Genomic DNA, 20,438 nt, shown 5'->3' on the forward strand with positions numbered 1-20,438 from the left:
CGAACGGATTTTCCCGGCGTGTTCGTTGGCAGGAGGCGGTGCGGGCGGAACGAGGCACCATGCCGGAATTTCCGGCCATCACGCCGCAATCGGACCAAGATCGTGCCAAGCCCGGTGCGGATGCCGGTTCCGGCGGCGATACTTGCCGCGACGGATGACCACGGGGGAGGTCGAGTGACGCACACGCCGGACAGCAGCACGGCACCACCGGGCCCCGCCCTGCCGCCGCCCACCCTGCCGGCGGTGCCCCCGCAGCCCGCTCCCGCCCCGGCGCACGTACCCGGAGCCCCCCGCCCCGCGCCCCCGCCGCCGGAGCCGCGCCGCACCGCCTTCGCCGAGGGCGCGGACCGCCTGCGCAGAGCCGCCACCACCGAACCCGGCCGCCTCCGCATCATCGGCGCGGTCCTCGCCGCCCTCGTCCTCGCCTTCGGCGCCGTCACCGCCTGGCAGACGACCGACCGCGCGGCCGCCGCCGACGCCGTCCTCACCAGCAGCCAGCCGCTCACCTCGGACGCCGCCGACATCTACCGCTCCCTGGCCGACGCCAACACCGCGGCCTCCAGCGGCTTCCTGGCGGGCGGTCAGGAGACCGCCGCCTCCCGGGACCGCTACGAGAGGGGCATCCGCACCGCCGCCGCCAAACTCGTGGGCGCCGCGGCCAACTCCGAGCCCGGTTCCCCGTCCGCGCAGGCGATCGCCCGGCTCAACCGCCTGCTCCCCGAGTACAAGGGCCTGGTGGAACGCGCCCGCACCTACAACCGCCAGGGCTTCCCCGTGGGCGGCGCCTACCTGCGGTACGCGAACGAGAAGATGCAGAAGGAGATGCTCCCGGCGGCGGAGGACCTCTACAAGAAGGAGAACCAGCGCCTGAGCGCCGACTACGCGGACGCGACCCCGTACCCCTGGGCCGCCATCGCCCTCGGTCTCCTCGCGCTGGCCGCGCTCGCCCTGGTCCAGCGCCGCACCTATCTGCGCACCCACCGCGTGCTCAACCACGGCCTGGTCGCGGCCACCGCGACGACCGCGGTGACCCTCCTCTGGCTGACCGCCGGCCACGGCATCGCCCGTTCGGGGCTCGACGACTCCTACGACCACGGCGTCCGCTCGCTGAACGTGCTGCACGACGCCCGCATCGCCTCGCTGAAGGCCCGCGGCAACGAGAACCTCACCCTGGTGGCCCGCGGCGCCGAGACGAAGAAGGTCGGCGACGAGACCGTCGACGCCTACGACCACGACTTCGAGCGCGACATGGACGCCCTCGCCGAGGGCCTGGAGCGGGCGGAGCGGCTCGCGGACGACGACAGCGGCGCGCGGCCGGTCACCTCGGCGGTGGGCGACATGACCGAGTGGCGAAAGCGGCACGAGGCCGCCCGCGAACAGGACGAGAACGGCGACTACCAGCGGGCGCTGGCCATGGTGATCGGCGCCGAGGGCACGACCGGCGAGTGCTTCGACGGCGTCGACGAGAACCTGGCCGCGGCGCTCGCGCACGAGCAGGACGAGTTCCAGCGGGCGGCCGGCGACGGCCGGGACGCGCTGACGGGCCTGCCGGTGGGCGCGGCCGTCCTCGCGGTGGCGGGCGCGGGCGGTGCGGTGCTGGGCATCGGCCGCAGGCTGTCGGAGTACCGGTGAAAGGGGGCGTGAGGGTGGACGCACGACGCTTGCGGGCCGCTCTGAGGGGCTGGGGCGGCGTGGGCGCGATGGCCGCCGCCTGCGTCCTCGCCCTGGTCTTCGCGCTGGCGCTGACCTGCGTCGGGACCCCGGCCGGCGGCACCGCCGGGACCACCGGCCGGCCCGTGACCCACGCCGCCGCGGCGCGGGCGGACGAGGAGTGCACGGACCCGGAGAAGCAGACCCTGTCCCCCTCCCGCGCGGACGGCGAGACCATCGAGGCGATCAAGAACCGCCGGGGCGAGAAGCGCAAGCTGATCGTCGGGGTCGACCAGAACAGCTACCGCTGGGGCTACCGGAACCCCAACAGCGGGGAGAGCGGACGGCTCGAGGGGTTCGACATCGACCTGGTGCACCGCATCGCCGAGGACATCCTCGGCGATGCGGACGCCGTCCAGTTCAAGGCGATCCCCACCGACCAGCGCATCCCGGCGATCCAGGACGGCCGGGTCGACATGGTGGTCCGCACCATGACGATCAACTGCGCGCGCATGGAGGAAGTGGCCTTCTCCGCCCCGTACTTCAGGACGGGCCAGCAGGTCCTGGCCCCGAAGTCGTCACCGGTCGAGGGCTACGACGGGACGCTCGCGAACCGGAGGATCTGCACCGCGGCGGGCTCCACCGCGTACGCGAAGCTGGAGGAGGACAAGAAGGCGGGCGCCCTCCCGGAGTCCACCGACATCCGCACCACCGTCCCCAACCAGCTGGACTGCCTGGTGCGCCTGCAGCTCGGCGAGGTCGACGCGGTGGTCACCGACGCCGCGCTCGCGGCGAGCCAGGCCGCGCAGGACCCGACGGTCCGGCTCAAGGGCGAGGCCTTCACGACCGAGTACTACGGCGTGGCGATGAAGAAGGACGCGGACGACCTGGTCCGCCGGGTCAACCAGATCCTGGTGGACTTCCGGGAGGACACCGAGGACGGCTGGCAGTCCTCGTACGACACATGGTTGTCGGCCACGCTGGGCGGGGATTCATCGAAGTCGGAACCACCCGCACCCGTGTACGCGCGCAAGGACTGACGAGAACTGGCAAGGACTGATCCCGGCCCGGACCGACGAGGCACCGCAACCACCACCAACCCCCCGCAGCGAGAGGTGATCGATGGGCGACACGGATCCCACCGGGCCGGTGATGGACCGGGACGAGGTGGACCGTGCGCTGGCGCGGCTGGGCGCGGAGCACGAGGCGATCGAGACCTCGCTCCTCGCCCTGCAGGACCACGCGGGCCGAAGGCTCCTGGAGGGCGCCCGGCTCACCGGGCTCACCCAGGAGCGCTGGACGGCCGCGGAGGCGGCGATCACGCTGCTGTGGACGTACTTCGACGCGTACACGGACGCGTTGCGCACCGCCCGGAACATCCGGGCCCGCCGCCGCTGGTCCAGCCGTGAGGACCTGGTGGAGCTGACGGAACTGCTGCGCGGCGCGTGCGTCACGGTGGCGGGCTCGGCGGCCGCCACCGCGAACGCCCCGGCCCCGGACGGCTCGAAGGGCCGCCTCAGCGAGCGCTACTCCCTGGCCGCCCTCGTCGACCGGATGAACGAGCTGTACGCCTCCTCGCTCGACGTGGTCGTCGCCGCGGACGTGGTGTGGTCGGCGCTGCCCGCCCGGATCGACCTGCTGGCCGCCGAACTCCAGCGCACCCACAAGCTCGCGCACTCCGTCGGGGTCCGTCCCGGCGAGCACCCGGCGGGCGACGACCTGGAGCGGATCACCCGCACGCTGACCCGGCTGCGCGAGCGGGTGATCTCCGACCCGCTGGCGTTCTGGCAGCCGGCCCGGGGCAGTTCGGCGCCGGGCGGCGGCCGGCCGGACACCACGGTGTACGACCGCGAGGCGCGCGCCCTGGAGGACGTGCGCCGCGAGATCGACGCGGTGCTGACGGTCCGCCAGGACGCCGAGAAGCGCATCGTCAGGCTGCGGGACGTGCTCTCCCGCGCCGACCGCACCCTCGCCGAGGCCCGCACCGCCCGCGGCGAGGTGCTCGCGAAGATCGCCGCGACGGAGGTGCCGGTCGTCAGCGGGCCGCCGACCGCGCTGCAGGAGCAGTTGTCGACGGCCGCCGAGTACCGCCGGCACGCCCAGTGGCACCGTCTGTCGCCCCTGCTGGAGTCCCTGGAGCAGAAGGCGGAGGACGAACTGCTGCGCGCCCGCGAGTCGCTGACCGCGGTCACCGCGCCCCTGGCGGTCCGCGCCGAGCTGCGCGGCCGCCTGGACGCGTACAAGGCGAAGGCGGCCCGGCTCGGCCTCGCGGAGGACCCCGTCCTGGTGGAGCGGTACGAGAAGGCGCGCCGCATGCTGTGGAGCGCGCCCTGCGACCTGCGCGCCGCCGAACAGGCGGTGCTGCGCTACCAGCAGGCGGCCGCGGACCTGCTCGGCACCGCCCCGCGGGTGCCCGGTCAGGACGGACCGGGCCGGGGCGCGCCCGACGACCGGAGGGGGCCCGGCGCATGAGGGACGAGGGGGAGGCAGCCGCATGAGCCAGGCGGAGCACGAGGGGGAGAACCGGACCCACGTCCGGGACCCGCGCCGGCCGCAGGCCCCGGTCCCGGACCCGGGGCGGCCCCCGGGCACCTGCCAGCGTCCCGGCTGCGGCGGCGCCTACGAGGACGTCGGCGGCGGCGAACTGTACTGCGACACCTGCGGTCTGGCCCCGGTCGTGTCCGCGACGGGCATGGTCGGCTCGTCCCCGACCGGCATCACCGGCGGCGGCCGGGACTCGCGGGGCTCGTCCCGCGGCGGCGCCGGCGGTTCCCGCTCCAGCAGCCGCAGCGCGCGCACGTCGTCGCAGTCCTCGAAGTCCCGGCGCTCGGTCTCGGGACGGCTCTCCCGCTCGCTGTCGGGCCGGCCCACGGGCCGCTCGGTGTCGGTGCGCAGCTCCGGCTCCGCCGCCGGCTCCTCGGGCCGGGGCCGGCTCGGCGCCGGACTGGTCGAGGTGCCGCCGATCCCGCGGCCCGACCCGCGCGCGATGGTGCTGCAGAACCCCGAGGTGCCCGAGCGGAAGCGGTTCTGCTCGCGCTCGGACTGCGGGGCGCCGGTGGGCCGGGCCCGCAGCGGCCGGCCGGGACGCACCGAGGGCTTCTGCACCCAGTGCGGCCACCCGTACTCGTTCGTCCCGAAGCTGCGGACCGGGGACGTCGTGCACGGCCAGTACGAGGTGGTCGGCTGTCTGGCGCACGGCGGCCTGGGCTGGATCTACCTGGCCGTGGACCGGGCGGTCTCCGACCGCTGGGTGGTCCTCAAGGGCCTGCTGGACACGGGCGACCAGGACGCGATGGCGGCGGCGATCTCCGAGCGGCGCTTCCTCGCGGAGATCGAGCACGCCAACATCGTGCGTATCTACAACTTCGTGGAGCACCTCGACCAGCGCACCGGCTCCCTCGACGGCTACATCGTCATGGAGTACGTCGGCGGCAAGTCCCTGAAGGAGATCGCCAACGCCCGCCGCACCCCGGAGGGCAGGCGCGACCCGCTGCCGGTGGAGCAGGCGTGCGCGTACGGCATCGAGGCGCTCGAGGCGCTCGGCCACCTGCACAGCCGCAACCTGCTGTACTGCGACTTCAAGGTCGACAACGCGATCCAGACCGAGGACCAGCTGAAGCTGATCGACATGGGCGCGGTGCGCCGGATGGACGACGAGGAGTCGGCCATCTACGGCACGATCGGCTACCAGGCGCCCGAGGTCGCCGAGGTCGGCCCGTCGGTGGCGTCCGACCTGTACACGGTGGCCCGGACGCTCGCCGTCCTCGCGTTCGACTTCCAGGGCTACACGAACGTCTACGCGGACTGCCTGCCCGACCCGGACACCATCGAGGTCTTCCGGCAGTACGAGTCCTTCTACCGGCTCCTGGTCCGCGCCACCGATCCGGACCCGGCCCGCCGATTCGCCTCCGCGCAGGAGATGGCCGAGCAGCTCACGGGTGTCCTGCGCGAGGTCGTCTCCCTCCAGACGGGCCGCGCCCGCCCGGCCCTGTCCACCCTGTTCGGCCCGGAACTGCGCGTGACGGACACGGAGTTGTTCCCCGCGCAGGACGGGGACGTCTCCCGTCTGGGCGTCCGGGCGGTCCGCCCGCGCGGGTGGAGGCCCTTCGGGCGGCCGCTCCCCGCCCCCGCGGGCGGTCCCCCGGCCGCGCCGCCCGGCCTGGTCGGGCCGGTCGACTCCCCCGCCGCCGCGCTCGCCCTGCCGGTGCCGCACGTCGACCCCGCCGACCCCAACGCCGGTTTCCTCGCCGGGCTGCTGACGTCGGCGCCCGGGGAACTGGTGCACGCGCTCGCCGCCGTGCCCGCCCCGTCGACCGAGACCCGGCTGCGCCAGGTCCGCGCCCGGCTGGAGACCGGCGAGCCGGCCACCGCCCTGGAGGTGCTGCGCGCGCTGGAGGAACAGCACCCCGACGACTGGCGGGTGGTCTGGTACCGGGGCGTGGCGGCCCTCGTCACCGCCGACCACGAGGGCGCCGCGCTCGCCTTCGACGCGGTCTACGACGCCTTCCCCGGCGAGATCGCGCCCAAGCTGGCGCTGGCCCTGTGCGCGGAGGTCCTGGGCCAGCTCGACAACGCCGCCGAGTACTACCGCCTGGTGTGGTCGACCGATCCGAGCCATGTGAGCGCCGCCTTTGGGTTGGCCCGCGTCCGGCTCGCGGCCGGGGACCGGAGCGGCGCCGTGCGGGCGCTGGAGTCGGTGCCGGAGTCGTCCATCCACTACACCGCCGCCCGTGTGGCGGCCGTCCGCGCACGGCTGCGCGGGCGCACCACCGCCCCCGGCGACACGCCGTTCCTGGACGACCTGACCGCCGCCGCCGGGCAGGTCGAGGCCCTGGGGGCGTACGGTCTGGACCCGGCACGGCGCGAGCAGTTGTCGGCCGAGGTCCTCGGCTGCGGCCTGGACTGGGTACTCTCCGGGGGCCAGGGTTCCGCTCTCCCCGCCGGGGGGCGGACGCTGCTCGGCAGCGGCCTGGACGAGCGAGGGCTGCGCTTCGGACTGGAGCGTGCGTACCGCGCGCTGGCCCGGCTGGCGACGAGCGGCGAGGAGAGGATCGACCTGGTGGAACGTGCCAACCGTTACCGCCCCCGGACGTGGGTGTAGTTGATGTCCCAGATGTCTCAGCAGTCCGCTCTGTCGAAGTGCCCGAGCTGCGAGGAGCCCCTCGAGTCGGGTGATCGTTTCTGCGGTGCGTGCGGATACGACCTGTCCGCGGTTCCCGCACGGCCGACGGACGCGCCGACCATCGCCCTGAACGGCTCGGTGCCGCCCCAGGAGACGGCGGGCCGGGACCGCCCCCGGCCTCCGGCGCCGACCCCGCCGGCCGGGCCGGCCCGGCCGGCGGCCGGTCCGGACGGCTCCCCCGCCCAGGGCGCCCCCGTACCGCCGCCTCCGCCGCCCCCGCCGGCGGCACCGGCCGCTCCGTCCTCCGGTGTGCGCCTCGACCGCCCGGCACAGCCCTCCGCACAGCCGGATCCGCAGCCGGGCCCGCAGCCGGTCCCCCGGCAGTCCGGCGGCGGGCACCCGCCGGCCCAGCCCGACGAGTACCCGCTCCAGGCGCCGGACCCGCGGGTGGCCGCCGAGTCGGTGCGGTCCGCCGGCGGCCCGGTGTGCGTGGCCTGCCGCGCGGGCCGGGTGGACGACGACGGCTACTGCGAGAACTGCGGCCACGCCCAGCCGCGCGAACGGGACCACATGGAAAAGGAACACGGCCCCGTGGCCGCGGTCAGCGACCGCGGCCTGCGCCACCACCGCAACGAGGACGCCTTCGCCGTCGGCACCACCGCGCTGCCCGACGGCACCCCCGCCCACGTGGCGATCGTCTGCGACGGCGTCTCCTCGGCGACCCGCCCCGACGAGGCGTCACTGGCCGCCTCCCGCGCGGCGAACGAGTCGCTGCTCTCCGCCCTGCCGCGCGGCACGCACCCGCAGCAGGCGATGCACGACGCGATCGTCGCCGCCGCCGACGCGGTCAACGCGCTGGCCGACGAGCCCGCGACGGCCCGGGAGCACGCCCCGCACCAGAACGCCCCGGCCTGCACCCTCGTCGGCGCCGTGGTCACCGACGGCCTGCTGGTCGTCGGCTGGGTGGGCGACAGCCGCGTCTACTGGGTGCCGGTCGACCGCTCCGCCCCGGCGGCCCGGCTCACCGAGGACGACTCCTGGGCCGCGCAGATGGTCGCCGCGGGCCTGATGGGCGAGGCCGAGGCCTACGCCGACCAGCGCGCCCACGCGATCACCGGCTGGCTCGGCGCGGACGCCTACGAACTGGAGCCGCACACCGCGTCCTTCAAGCCGGACCGCCCCGGCGTGGTCGTGGTCTGCACGGACGGTCTGTGGAACTACGCGGAATCGGCCGAGGAGATGGCCCGGGTCGTCCCCGCCGACGCCGCCGTGCGCCCCCTGCACGGCGCCCGGGTGCTGGTCGGTCACGCCCTCGACGGCGGGGGCCACGACAACGTAACAGTGGCCCTCGTGCCGTTCCCGGCCGTCCCCCCGGGGGCAGGATCGGCCTGAGGCCGCGTACGGGGAACCTCTCGCGGGGAGCCTCGACGGACCGGAGGGGACCGGTCCGTCATCCGTCGTCGCCCCGCGCCGCCGGGGCACTGAGGGGGATCGAAGCAGGCATGGCCAATTTCTCGAAATCGAACGTGCCGCAGTTCTCGGTGGACGTCTACCAGAACGAGTACCTTCCGGAGGGCGCCGGCGAGGTCAACGCCATCGTCACGGTGACCGCGACCGGCGGCGGCACCATCGGCAGCGCGGTGGCGGCGCCCCACCTCTACTCGCCCGGCCGGGGGCCCTCGGCGGCGGTGGTCCTGATGGTCGACTGCTCGGGCTCGATGGACTACCCGCCGACCAAGATGCGCAACGCCCGCGACGCGACGGCCGCCGCGATCGACGCCCTGCGCGACGGCGTGCACTTCGCGGTGGTCGGCGGCACGCACGTGGCCAAGGAGGTCTACCCCGGCGCCGGCCGCCTCGCGGTCGCCGACGCCACCACCCGCGACCAGGCCAAGCAGGCGCTGCGCAGGCTGAGCGCGGGCGGGGGCACCGCCATCGGCACCTGGCTGCGGCTGGCCGACCAGCTGCTGGCGTCGGCGGACGTGGCGATCCGGCACGGCATCCTGCTCACCGACGGCCGCAACGAGCACGAGTCGCCCGAGGACTTGAGGGCGGCCCTGGACGCGTGCGCCGGGCGGTTCACCTGTGACGCCCGGGGAGTGGGCACCGACTGGGAAGTGAAAGAAGTCACAGCCGTCGCCTCCGCCCTCCTCGGCACCGCCGACATCGTCGCCGACCCGGCCGGACTCGCCGCCGACTTCACGCGGATGATGGAGACGGCGATGGGCAAGGAGGTCGCGGACGTCTCCCTGCGGCTGTGGAGTCCGGTCGGCTCGACTGTGAAGTTCGTCAAACAGGTCGCGCCCACGGTCGAGGAACTCACCGACCGGCGCACCGAGGCCGGCCCCCGCGCAGGCGACTACCCCCTGGGGTCCTGGGGGGACGAGTCCCGCGACTACCACGTCTGTGTCGAGGTCCCGCCCGCGCAGCTCGGCCAGGAGATGCTGGCGGCCCGTATTTCCCTGGTGATTCCCCAGCCCGACGGGGGTGCGCAGAGCCTCGGCGCGCAGGGTCTGGTGCGGGCCGTGTGGACGGACGACCTGGCCGCCTCGACGTCGATCAACCCCCAGGTCGCCCACTACACCGGGCAGGCCGAACTGGCGGAAGTCATCCAGGAAGGGCTCGATCTGCGCAAAGCGGGAGATGTCGGCGGGGCAACGGCCAAACTGGGCCGTGCCGTTCAGCTCGCGAGCGTCTCCGGCAACGCGGACACTGCGAAACTGCTTGCGAAGGTGGTGGACGTGGTCGACGCCGCGACCGGTACTGTGCGACTGAAGGCGAAGGTGGAGGAGGCCGACGAGATGACCCTCGAGACCCGGTCCACCAAGACCGTTCGTGTAAAGAAGTGATCCTGAAGCGATCGAGCCCGACCCCTCGGGGTCGGAGAACCCGGCCGGAACCGGCCGGACAAGGAGAGGAGGAAGCGCCGACATGCCGACCTGCCCGAACGGACACCAGTCGGGTTCCGACGACTGGTGCGAGGTGTGCGGTCACCGCATGGCGGGTGCCGTACCTCCGCCTCCTCCCCCGCCGCCCCCGGTCGGCGGCGGCTACGGATTCCCGCCGCCCGCCGGCTCCGGCGGCCCCGGCGGTCCCGGTGGTCCCGGTGGTGGGCCGGGCGGCCCCGGCGGCTTCGGCGGCGGTCCGGGCGGTCCCGGCGGCCGTCCTCCGGAGCTGTGCCCGCAGTGCCGCACGCCCCGCGAGGGCGCCGCGCCGTTCTGCGAGGAGTGCCGGTGGAACTTCCTGACGAACACGGCGACCTCGTACACCCCGGCCGCCCCGCGTCCGCCGGCCCCCGGCCCGGGCGGACCGTTCCAGCAGCCGCCCGGACCGTCGTACGGCGGTGGTGACTCCTACGAGTACCAGGGCTCGCGTCCCTCGCAGGTGAACCGGCCCGCCGAGCCGATCCCGCCGGGCCCGCCCGGCTTCGGCGGCGACCCCTCGCGCCCGGTACCGCCGCCGCCCGGACCGGGCGGACACGGCGGTCCCGGTGGCCCGGGAGGCCCCGGTGCCCCGCAGGCGTTCCGGTCCGGGCCGCCCGCGCCGCCCGGGTTCCCGCAGGAGACCGGCCGTCCGCAGCAGGGCGGACCGTCCTTCGGGGGCGGTGACGACGACTGGGTGATCTCCCCGCCGTCCGGTGGCCCCGGTGGCCCCGGTGGCCCCGGTGGCCCCGGTGGCCCCGGTGGCCCCGGTGGCCCGAACGGCGCCGGTCGGCACGGCGGTTACGGCTACCCGCAGCCCGGCGCGACCCAGGCGCCGCCCGGGCCCGGCGGTTTCCCGCAGCAGTCCCCGCCGCCCCGGGGCCCGGTGACGTGGACCGCGACCATCGGTCCGGACCGCGAGTACTTCATGGCGATGATGCAGCGCTCCGGCCCCGAGGCCGCGGGCCTGAACCTGCCCGCGTACTCGCCCGAGCAGCAGCGCACGCTCACCGGCAACCAGATCACCATCGGCCGCCGCCGGCACTCCACCGGCGACACCCCCGACATCGACCTGTCGACACCGCCGGAGGACCCGGGCGTCTCGCACCAGCACGCGGTGCTGGTGCAGCAGCCGGACGGCGGCTGGGCGGTCGTCGACCAGAACTCGACGAACGGCACGACGGTCAACGGCTCGGACGAGCCGATCCAGCCGTTCGTCCCGGTCCCGCTGCAGGACGGCGACCGGGTCCACGTGGGCGCCTGGACGACGATCACGATCCGCCGGGGCTGAGCCTCCTCCGGAGGGCGCCGCCCCGGCGGGCGCGCCCTCACCGCCCGGCCGGCGCGCTCCCCGGGAGGGCAGCGGCCAGGTGTGCGGCCCCCGGGGTCGTCCAGCCGCGCGCGGACGCCCTCGTCGTCGACCGGTGGGGCCGTGGCGTTCGCGCCGCGGCCCGTCCTCCTCGCGCCGCCACGGGACGTACGCCTCCCGCGGGCTGGCCAGGTCGTCCCGGGCGCCCCGCCCGCCGCGGTCACCGGCGTCCCGCCCGACAGCGTGCCCGCCCGTGCCTGCACGGTACGGCCGGGAGCGGGCGGTCCCGGGGCGGCGGGCGGTCCTAGGGCTTGAGTCCTATGCCGTGCCGTCTGAGACCATGGACGGCGTGACAGAGATTCGGCGCGGCACGCTTCAGGAGCAGACCTTCTACGAGCAGGTCGGCGGGGAGGAGACCTTCCGTCGGCTCGTCCACCGTTTCTACCAGGGGGTGGCCGAGGACCCGCTGCTGCGGCCCATGTATCCCGAGGAGGACCTGGGCCCGGCCGAGGAGCGGCTACGGCTGTTCCTGATCCAGTACTGGGGCGGTCCGACGACGTACGGCGAGCGGCGCGGCCACCCGCGGCTGCGGATGCGGCACGTCCCGTTCAGGGTCGACCGGGCGGCGCACGACGCCTGGCTGAAGCACATGCGGGACGCCCTCGACGAGCTCGGCCTGTCCGAGGAGCACGAGCAGACGCTGTGGAAGTACCTGACGTACGCGGCGGCCTCGATGGTCAACACCCCGGACTGACCTCCTGGGCCGATCTCCCCCGGACTGACCTCCCGGACCGGTCTCCCCCGTCCCGCCTCCACCCGGCACCCGGGCGCCCGGGCATCCGGAGGGAAAAGTTCCGCCCGGATTCCGGAGATCCCCCGCCGGAATCCGGTCACGATCCGGTCAAGTCCGTGGGGTGAACGCTTCTCCCCGCCCGGTCGCCTCTGACAGCATCACCCGCAGGTCTGGACAACCACGGGGGGTTGGGTGACTGCCGCAGGGGGGTCGGCGAGGTTCGTCCTCGCCCGTGCGCGGGCCCACCGGCCGCTCCTCGCGGCCGCCCTGCTCACGGTCCTGCTGACCACGGCGGTCCTGGCGACCCTCGCGGCCTACTCCGCGTCGATCGGCGACGCGGCCCTGCGCCACGCCCTGGGGGACCCCCGCAACAGCGCCGACACCGCGCTCGTCGTCAAGGCCGACGTCCCCGCGGACCGTCGCGCCGCGGCCGACGCCGCCGTGCGCGAGGGCGCCCGGGAGGCCTTCGACGGGCTGCCGGTGACGCTGCGCACCCTGACCCGCTCCGGCCCGTACGCCCTGCCCCGCTCGCCCCGCCCGCCGGACGGACGCGCCGGGACGGACGACCCCGATCTGACCCACTTCGCGGCGCTGGACCGCACCCGGGTGCGGATCACCGGGGGACGGATGCCCCGGGCGGTCTCCGGGACGACCGTCGAGGCCGCCCTTCCGGAGACCGCCGCCCGGCGCCTCGGCCTGGAGCCGGGCGCCCGCCTCACCCTGACCGACCGGCTGGACGGGCCGGCGGTGCGGGTGCGGATCACCGGCCTGTACCGGCCGGTCGACACCACCGCGCCCTACTGGCTGCTGGACGACCTGAAGGGCCGCGGGGTCGTCGAGGTCCACTTCACCACGTACGGCCCGCTGCTCGCCCACCCCTCCGTGCTCACCGGGGACCGGGTCAGCGCCGGGGCGTCGGGCTGGCTGGCGTCGGCCGACTTCTCGGCGGTGGGCACCGGGCGGATCGACGCGCTGCGCGAGGCGGTGCGGCGCGGCACCGCGGCCCTGCCCCGGGACGAGGCGCTGGACGGCACGGCGACGGCGAGCAGTGCGCTGCCCGCCGTGCTGGACCGGGTCGAGCGCTCCCTGCTCGTCTCCCGTTCGACCCTGCTGGTCGTCGTCCTCCAGCTCGTCCTCCTCGCCGGCTGCGTCCTGTTCCTGGTGGCCCGGCTGCTGAGCGCCGAACGCGCCGCCGAGACCCGGCTGCTGCGGGCGCGCGGCGGCTCCCGCGCCCAGGTGGCCCGGCTCGCCGCGCTGGAGGCGCTGCTGCTGGCCGTGCCCGCGGCGGCCTGCGCCCCGCTGCTGGCGGGCCCGCTCACCGGGCTGCTCGCCGGGCAGGGCCCGGTGGCCCGGATCGGGCTGGACCTGGACGCCTCCGTCGGTCCGGTCGCGGGACGCGGCACGGTGTGGCTGGTGGCGGCGGCGGTGGCCCTGGGCTGCGCCCTCGCCGTCACGGTTCCGGCGCTGACGTCGTCGTCCGCGGCCGGCCGTGCCCGGCCGCTGCCCGGCGCGGTGCGCGCGGGTGCGGACCTCGGACTGCTGGCGGTGGCCGCGGTCGCGTTCTGGCAGCTGAGCCGCCGGCCCTCCGGTGTCGTCGGCCGCGACCTCGGCGTCGATCCGCTGCTCGTCGCGGCCCCGGCGCTGGCGCTGCTCGCCGGCACGGTGCTGACGCTGCGGCTGCTGCCGCCGGTGGCGCGGCTGGCCGAGCGCGGGGCGGCCGCCGGCCGCGGGCTGCCGGGGGCGCTGGCGGGCTGGCGGTTCAGCCGCCGGCCGATGCGCGGCACGGGCCCGGTGCTGCTGCTGGTGCTCGCGGTGGCGCTGGGCATGCTGGCGATCGGCCAGGGCTCCTCGTGGGAGCGCTCGCAGGACGACCAGGCGGACTTCCGGGCCGGCGCCCGGGTGCGCGTCCTCGCCGCCGGGGAGGCGGAGTTCGGCCGCACCCAGACCTACGCGGCGGTGCCCGGCGTGCGCCGGGCCGCCCCCGCCGTCCGGACGACCGTGCCGCTGTCCGGCGGCCGGACGGCGACCGTGCTCGCGCTGGACACCGCCCACGCGGCGGACACCGTGCTGATGCGCTCCGACCTGGCCGGCGGACCGGTGCGCGCACTGCCGGCGGACCTGGCGCCGCGGGGCGCGACGGCGGGCGTGCGGATACCGGCGGGCACCGCGCGCCTGGCGGTGACGGCACGGATCCGGGGCGCGGGCGCCGAGCCGACGGTGGAGGTCGGTGCCACCCTGGAGGACTCCCACGGAACCCCGTACGAACTCCCCCTCGGCCCGCTGCGCACCGACGGACGGGCCCACCCGCTCACCCTCGACCTGGACGCGGCGGCCGAGACGCCCCTGGGGGCGCTGACCCTGACCGGTTTCCGGCTGGACCTGTACCAGCCGAGCGGACGCGCGGAGCAGCACCGCTTCACCGTGACCGCGCTGACCGCCACGGACACCGACGGCCGGGACCGGCGGCTGCCGCTGCCCGCCGACTGGAAGCCGTCCGCGCACGACGGCGGCGCGGCCCCGCCCGAGGGGGGCACCGGTCCGACCCGGCCCCGCGTCACCTCGGCCGACCCGCTGACCGTCGCCTACGGCACGGGGTACGTCCCGCCGGACCAGGCCTGGCGGGCCTCGCCGCTCACGGTCCGCCTGCGGGTCCCGCAGCGGGCGGTGCCCGAGGTCACCGCCGTGGCCACCGACCGCTACCTCGCCTCGGCCGGCGCCCGTCCCGGGCAGCGCGTGGACGTGCGGATCGGCGGCTTCACCGTCCCCGCGCGGATCGTGCGGGCGGTGCCGGAGCTGCCGTCCGCGCCGACCGGCGGGGCGGACGACGGCGGGGCCCTGCTGGTCGACCTGCGGTCCGTCAACCGGGTGCTCCAGGCGCGCCACGGCGCGGGCGTGCCGCCCACCGAGTGGTGGCTCGCGACCGCGCCGGGCGGATCGGCGCGGGTGGCCGAGGCGCTGCGCGGCCGGCCCGACGTCGATCCGTCCCGGGTGGTGGTGCGCGACGAGATCGCCGAGGAACTGCGCGACGACCCCTTCGGCGCCGGGACCGGGGCGGCCTTCGGCGCGGCGGCCCTCGCGGCGGCGGCGCTGGCGGCGGTCGGGTTCGCGGTGAGCGCGGCGGGGGCGCTGCGGGAGCGGTCCGCCGAGTTCGCGGTCCTGCGCGCCCTGGGCGCCTCCCGGCGCCGGCTGGCCCGGGTGGTGGTCGTCGAGCACGGCGTGCTGGTCGGCCTGGCGCTGGCGGTGGGGGTGCTGCTCGGCACGGTGCTGGCCCGTGCGGTGATCCCGCTGATCATGCTGACCGCGCAGGCCACCCGCCCGGTGCCCGAGGTGCTGGTGGAGCTGCCGACCGGGCGGGTGGCCGCGCTGCTGGCCGCCGTGTCCGCGGTGCCGCTGCTGGTCACGGCGGTACTGGCGCTGCGCCGCGCGGACTGCGTGGCGTCGCTGCGGGAACGGGGAGGTGAGTGAGGTGACCGTCCGGGCTCCGGGACAGCGGCGGGTGGCCGCCCCCTGGGTGCGCACCCGGCTGCGGACCGCTCCCGGCGCCGCGGCGGCCCTGGCGCTGCTGGTCGCGGTGACCGCGTTCCTGGCCGCCGCGCTGCCGCTCGCGGTCGACCGGTACGACGACGCGGGGCTGCGCCGGGCCCTGGACACGGCCGGGCCCGAACGCACCACCGTGAGCCTGTTCGCCTCGGTGACCGACCTCGCCGCGGAGTCGGAGGGATGGGACGGGCTGGAGGCGGCGCTGCGCCCGGAGGCGCTGCGCGACTCCCACGCCACGCTCCTCGCGTCGGCCGGCCGGTCCCTCCCCCTCGATCCGGAGCAGTCCTCCCACGGCGTGCGCACCACCGAGGAACTGGTGGTCCCCGACCCCGGACTGTCCCGGCCGGACGCCCTGCCCCCGCGCTTCTCGCTCGTCGCGCAGAACGGGCTCGCCGACCACGCCCGGCTGCGGGCGGGCCGCCTGCCCGAGGCGCCGGGCACCGTCACCGCGGCGACGAGGACGGTCGAGGCCGCCGTCAGCACCGAGACGGCCCGGAAACTGCGCATCGAGGTGGGATCGGTCCTCCACGTCCCCGGTCTGCGGGACGCCCCGCTCGCGGTGCGGGTCACCGGCGTCGTCGACCCGCTCGCCCCCCGGGAGGCGTACTGGTCGGCCGATCCCCTGCTGCGCAGTCCGCGCCTGGAGACCGTCCCCGACGACCCGCAGCGCAGCCAGTACTGGGTCGGCGCGCTGCTGCTGGCACCGGGCGCCGCCCCGGCGATGCTGGGCACGCCCGGCTTCCCGGAGCGGTACTGGCGGCTGGCCCCGGCCGCCTCCGGTCTGCACGGCCACGACCTGCCCCGGCTGACGTCGGCCGTCGCCTCCCTGGCGTCGGGCCCGCTCCTCCGGCAGGCGCGCACGGCCACCTCCCCGGCCACGGAGTCGGACACCGCCCTCGACGACGTGCTCGCCGAGCACGCGCGGCTGCGCTCCGCCATCGGCCCGCTGGTCGCCGTGGCCGTCTTCGGCACCGGCACGGTCGCCGCCGTGGTCCTGCTCATGGCCGGCGGCCTCGCCGCCGACCGGCGCCGCGCCGAACTCGCGCTGCTGCGGGCCCGCGGCGGCTCCCTGCGCGGTGTCGCCGGGCGGCTGCTGGGCGAGACGGCGGTGGTCGCCGTACCCGCGGCCGGCCTGGGGCTGGCCGCCGCCCTGCGCACGGTCGGCGGGACCCGGCCGTCCCACGCCGTGGCCGCCGCCGCTGCCGTCGCCCTCCTCGCCTGCGCGGCCCTGCCGCTGCGGGCCGTCGCCGCGCACCGTGCCGTACGCGTGCACACCCCCCGCGAGGACGTCGCCTCGGTCCGTCCCTCGAGGCGCCGCACGGTCGCCGAACTCACGCTGCTCGCGCTGGCGGTGGGCGCGGTCGTGGCGCTGCGCACGCGCGGCGTGTCGGACGGGCCGGAGGGGGCGGAGGGGTCGGGAACCGCGGGGGCTCCGGGGGTTTCCGGCGCTTCCGGGGACCACCTGGTGGCCCTGGCCCCGGTGCTGGTGGGGATGATCGCCGCCCTGGTGCTGGTGCGTCTGTACCCGCTGCCGCTGCGCGGGCTGGCCCGTCCGGCCGGGCGGCTGCGGGGCGTGGTCGGCCCGCTGTCCCTGGCCCGCGCGGGCCGGACGTCCGGCTCCGCGGTGCTGCCCCTGCTGGCGCTGCTGACCGCGCTGACCACCGCCGCCTTCGGCGGCTCCGTCCTCAGCGGCGTGGCCGACACCCGGGACCGCGCGGCCGTGCTCGCCGTCGGCGCCGACGCCCGCGTCACCTCGCCCCAGGCGCTGCCGTCCGGCCTGGCCGACCGGGTCCGGCGCGTGCCCGGCGTGCGCGAGGTCACCCCCGTCGGCATCACGCACTACGCCCAGCCCCTGGACGGCCGGACGACCCTCCAGCTGGCCGGCGTCGACCCGGCCGGTTACGCGGCCCTGGCCCGCCACACGGACCTCGGTCCCTTCGGCCGGGACGCGCTGAGGGCGACCGGGGCCTCCGGGTCGGACGCCCTGCCCGCCCTGGCCTCCCCCGCGGTCGCCGACCACTACGGCACCCGGCCGTTCGCGGTGCGCCTGGACGACGGCGCCCTGGTCACCGTGCGGATCGTGCTGGTGCGGGAGCGGACCCCGGCGGTCGCCGGCCAGGAGTTCCTGGTCGTGGACCGGTCGGGGCTTCCCGCCGGCGCCGCCCGCCCGACCTCGCTGCTGGTGACCGGCGACCACCCGGACGCGGCCGAGCTGCGCCGGGTCGCGGGCAGCGGAACGCAGGTCCGGGTGCGCGCCGAGGAGCTCGCCGGTCACGCCGACTCGCCCCTCCGGTCCGGCGCCGAGCGCGTCTACACCGCGGCGGTGGCGGCGGGCGCCGGGTACGCCGTCCTCGCCCTGCTGCTGACCCTGCTGCGCGCCGCCCCCGAACGCGCCGCGCTGCTGGCCCGTCTGCGCACCATGGGCCTCACCCGCGCCCAGGGGCGCCGTCTGCTCGTCCTGGAGTCCCTTCCGCAGGCCCTGCTCGCGGCGGTCGGCGGCATCCTCACGGCCTGGTCCGCCATCCGGCTGCTCTCCCCCGGGATCGACCTGACGGCCCTCGCCCTCGCCGCCTCCTCGTCCCCGGCGGGGCGGGCGACGCTGCGTACCGATCCGGTGTCCCTGCTGGTGCCGGCGCTGGCGGTGGTGGCCCTGACCGTCGGGATCGCGGCGGCGCAGGCGTGGTGGACGGGGCGACGGGGGTCGGTGCGGGAGCTGAGGGCGGGCGATGCCCGGTGAGGCGGACGGACGACGACGCGCGGTCCCCGGCGGCTCCCCCGCCTCCCGCACCCCTCCGGCCCCCGCCGATCGACCCCCGCCCAGGAGGCCCCCGATGACCTCGAAGCCCACGAAGCCCACGAACCCCTCGAAGCTCTCGAAGCTCTCGACGACCTCGAAGCCCACGTTGGCCGAGCTGGCCGGCCGCGTCGCGGCCGACCGCGACCGCCCGGTCTTCGGGCACGACGCGCTCATCACCTGCGACCGTCTGGTCCGGGTCTTCACCGCGGACGGCGTGGAGGTGCAGGCCCTGCAGGGGCTCGACCTGCTGGTGCGCGAGGGCGAGCTGATGGCCCTGGTGGGTGCCTCCGGCAGCGGCAAGTCCACCCTGATGAACATCCTGGCCGGCCTGGACACCCCCACGGCCGGCGCGGCCCGGGTGGCCGGCCGCGACCTGCTCACGATGAGCGCCGGGGACCGCCTCGCCTACCGCCGCGAGGTCGTCGGCTTCGTCTGGCAGCAGACCTCCCGCAACCTGCTGCCCTATCTGACGTCGGCGCAGAACGTCGCCCTGCCGATGCAGCTCGCCGGCCTCCGCGGCCGGTCCCGCGGGGCACGCCGCGCCCGCGCCGAACGCGCCCTGGAGCTGCTGGAGTTGCTGGAGGTCGCCGACTGCCGCGATCGCCGTCCGCACCAGATGTCCGGTGGCCAGCAGCAGCGCGTCGCCATCGCCGTGGCCCTCGCCAACGACCCGTCGGTGCTGCTCGCCGACGAGCCCACCGGCGAGCTCGACTCGCACACCGCGGAACAGATCTTCGCCGCGTTCCGCACCGCGAACGAACGGCTCGGCACGACCGTCGTGATCGTCACCCACGACCAGGCGGTGGCGGGCGAGGTCCGCCGCACGGTCGCCATCCGCGACGGCCGCACCTCCACCGAGGTCCTGCGCCGCAGCGAGGTCGACGCCACCACCGGTCACGAGACCGTGGTCGCCCGCGAGTACGCCATGCTCGACCGCGCCGGCCGCCTCCAGCTGCCCGCCGAGTACACCCGGGCCCTCGGCATGCGCGACCGCGTGGCGCTGGAACTGGAACCCGACCACATCGGGGTGTGGCCGGACGACAGCGCGGGCGACTGAGGGAACGGCACCGAGGAGACGGAACCGGGGCCGGAACTGGGACCGGGGCCGGAACTGGGACCGGAGCCGGGATTGGGATCGGGACCAGGGCCGGGATGGGGACCGGAACCGGTGCGCCGGGGCCGGGAGGAACCGGGAAGGGCCCTGCGGCGGTCTCAGCGCACGCTGAGGCCCAGCGCCCCGAGCCCGCCCTCGGGCCCGTCCCCGCGCACGGCGACCGACCCGTACGGCGTCCGCAGGCGCAGCCAGGCGCCCGAGGAGAACAGCCCCAGCTCCTCGCCGCGCAGGAACCCCAGGGACTGGGCCGCGTGCACCACCCGCACCGGGAGGCCGGTCTCCGCGACCGTGCGGGACCAGATCTCCCGCCCGATCCGGTCGAGCGCGGCGCGGGTGCGCCGCTCCGGCTCCAGTTCCTCCGTGCGGGAGCGGAACTCCGCGACCGAGGCGGCGACCAGCCCCCGCAGCGCCCGGGGCTCCGGCAGTCCCGGCTCGGCCCGCCAGCCGCCGCGCGGCGGCAGCACCCCCGCCCACGGCGGCCCGGTCACCGCACCCGGCACGGCGGCCGTGGCGGCGGTCTCGTCCACCGCCTCCAGCAGCTCACCGGCGGACACGGTCGCGTCCAGCGTGACGTCGAGCCCGTCCTCGAAGGGCTTGGCGAGCCGCACGGCGCGGATCGCGAGCACCTCGAAGGAGGGCGGCCGCCCGAAGACGGCCAGCGCGGTACCGGCCGCCTGCAGCCGCACCGCGGCCGAGCGGTCGTAGTGCAGCAGCCGGGAGAGGAAGGCGGCGAGATCCGCCGCCTCCCCCTCGTCGGCGAGGTGGAGCACCGTCATGCGGCGACGGCCTCCTCCTCGGCCGTGTCGTCCATGTACTCCTGGAGGAACTCCCGTTCCTCCGCGGTGATCCGGCGCGGACGCTGCGCCTCGAAGTCGAACGGCACGATGACCGTCGAGGCCCGGACGTAGACCTGGTCGCCGTCCTTCACCTCGTAGGTGAGGGTGAAGGACGCCGCCCTGATCTCCGTGACCCACAACTCGATGTCCACGGGCGCGTGCCGGTGGACGAGCTGCCGCTTGTAGTCGATCTCGTGGCGCGCCACCACCGACCCCTGCTGGAAGTCCTTGTCCGGGCGGAACAGGAAGTCGATACGGGCTTCCTCCAGGTACCGGAGGAACACCACGTTGTTGACGTGACCGTATGCGTCCATGTCCGCCCAGCGCAGCGGGCAGCGGTAGATGTGCCGCAAGAG

Annotated in this window: 13 protein-coding genes; 11 read left to right on the plus strand and 2 right to left on the minus strand. The window is 76.2% G+C overall.

The window, feature by feature from the left end:
• Window positions 1-174: 174 nt before the first annotated feature.
• From CP969_RS14485 to CP969_RS14535, 11 genes are all read left to right on the plus strand, one after another.
• Entirely contained in the window at window positions 175-1,632 is a 1,458-nt protein-coding gene (locus CP969_RS14485) for a hypothetical protein (RefSeq protein WP_016826235.1), read from the plus strand.
• Window positions 1,633-1,646: 14 nt separating this feature from the next.
• Entirely contained in the window at window positions 1,647-2,690 is a 1,044-nt protein-coding gene (locus CP969_RS14490; RefSeq protein ID WP_171817501.1) for a glutamate ABC transporter substrate-binding protein, read from the plus strand.
• Window positions 2,691-2,772: 82 nt separating this feature from the next.
• Window positions 2,773-4,122 (plus strand): hypothetical protein, encoded by a 1,350-nt coding sequence (locus tag CP969_RS14495; RefSeq protein WP_004988010.1) that lies wholly within the window; start codon window positions 2,773-2,775, stop codon window positions 4,120-4,122.
• Between the two features lie 22 nt (window positions 4,123-4,144).
• Complete coding sequence (locus CP969_RS14500) at window positions 4,145-6,751, plus strand: serine/threonine-protein kinase (RefSeq protein ID WP_016826234.1); 2,607 nt, start codon at window positions 4,145-4,147, stop codon at window positions 6,749-6,751.
• A 3-nt stretch (window positions 6,752-6,754) separates the two neighbouring features.
• Entirely contained in the window at window positions 6,755-8,164 is a 1,410-nt protein-coding gene (locus CP969_RS14505; protein ID WP_016826233.1) for a PP2C family protein-serine/threonine phosphatase, read from the plus strand.
• Between the two features lie 110 nt (window positions 8,165-8,274).
• Entirely contained in the window at window positions 8,275-9,621 is a 1,347-nt protein-coding gene (locus CP969_RS14510) for a vWA domain-containing protein (RefSeq protein WP_026085178.1), read from the plus strand.
• 82 nt (window positions 9,622-9,703) lie between these two features.
• The gene (locus CP969_RS14515; RefSeq protein WP_016826231.1) at window positions 9,704-10,984 is read left to right on the plus strand and encodes an FHA domain-containing protein; all 1,281 of its coding nucleotides are present in this window, start codon (window positions 9,704-9,706) and stop codon (window positions 10,982-10,984) included.
• A 358-nt stretch (window positions 10,985-11,342) separates the two neighbouring features.
• Window positions 11,343-11,756 (plus strand): globin, encoded by a 414-nt coding sequence (locus CP969_RS14520; protein WP_016826230.1) that lies wholly within the window; start codon window positions 11,343-11,345, stop codon window positions 11,754-11,756.
• A gap of 231 nt (window positions 11,757-11,987) precedes the next feature.
• Window positions 11,988-15,260, plus strand: a complete 3,273-nt coding sequence (locus CP969_RS14525; RefSeq protein WP_150474932.1) for an FtsX-like permease family protein — start codon at window positions 11,988-11,990, stop codon at window positions 15,258-15,260.
• A gap of 1 nt (window position 15,261) precedes the next feature.
• Window positions 15,262-18,072, plus strand: a complete 2,811-nt coding sequence (locus tag CP969_RS14530; RefSeq protein ID WP_223887077.1) for an FtsX-like permease family protein — start codon at window positions 15,262-15,264, stop codon at window positions 18,070-18,072.
• A gap of 94 nt (window positions 18,073-18,166) precedes the next feature.
• On the plus strand, window positions 18,167-19,189 hold the full coding sequence (locus CP969_RS14535; protein ID WP_016826225.1) for an ABC transporter ATP-binding protein: 1,023 nt from the start codon (window positions 18,167-18,169) through the stop codon (window positions 19,187-19,189).
• Window positions 19,190-19,344: 155 nt separating this feature from the next.
• Here CP969_RS14535 and CP969_RS14540 read toward each other — a convergent pair whose 3' ends face one another.
• Complete coding sequence (locus tag CP969_RS14540) at window positions 19,345-20,022, minus strand: DUF8185 domain-containing protein (protein ID WP_004987981.1); 678 nt, start codon at window positions 20,020-20,022, stop codon at window positions 19,345-19,347.
• The gene (locus tag CP969_RS14545) at window positions 20,019-20,435 is read right to left on the minus strand and encodes an acyl-CoA thioesterase (RefSeq protein ID WP_004987980.1); all 417 of its coding nucleotides are present in this window, start codon (window positions 20,433-20,435) and stop codon (window positions 20,019-20,021) included. The genes CP969_RS14540 and CP969_RS14545 overlap by 4 nt, the downstream gene beginning before the upstream one ends.
• Between the last annotated feature and the right edge of the window lie 3 nt (window positions 20,436-20,438).

This window comes from Streptomyces viridosporus T7A (genome assembly GCF_008704515.1).
Taxonomy (GTDB): domain Bacteria; phylum Actinomycetota; class Actinomycetes; order Streptomycetales; family Streptomycetaceae; genus Streptomyces; species Streptomyces viridosporus.

Coding starts and splice junctions, on each gene's coding strand:
- CP969_RS14495 (WP_004988010.1), top strand. CDS start 2,773: ATGGGCGACACGGATCCCACCGGGCCGGTGATGGACCGGGACGAGGTG.
- CP969_RS14535 (WP_016826225.1), top strand. CDS start 18,167: ATGACCTCGAAGCCCACGAAGCCCACGAACCCCTCGAAGCTCTCGAAG.
- CP969_RS14515 (WP_016826231.1), top strand. CDS start 9,704: ATGCCGACCTGCCCGAACGGACACCAGTCGGGTTCCGACGACTGGTGC.
- CP969_RS14540 (WP_004987981.1), bottom strand. CDS start 20,022: ATGACGGTGCTCCACCTCGCCGACGAGGGGGAGGCGGCGGATCTCGCC.
- CP969_RS14505 (WP_016826233.1), top strand. CDS start 6,755: ATGTCCCAGATGTCTCAGCAGTCCGCTCTGTCGAAGTGCCCGAGCTGC.
- CP969_RS14510 (WP_026085178.1), top strand. CDS start 8,275: ATGGCCAATTTCTCGAAATCGAACGTGCCGCAGTTCTCGGTGGACGTC.
- CP969_RS14520 (WP_016826230.1), top strand. CDS start 11,343: ATGGACGGCGTGACAGAGATTCGGCGCGGCACGCTTCAGGAGCAGACC.
- CP969_RS14500 (WP_016826234.1), top strand. CDS start 4,145: ATGAGCCAGGCGGAGCACGAGGGGGAGAACCGGACCCACGTCCGGGAC.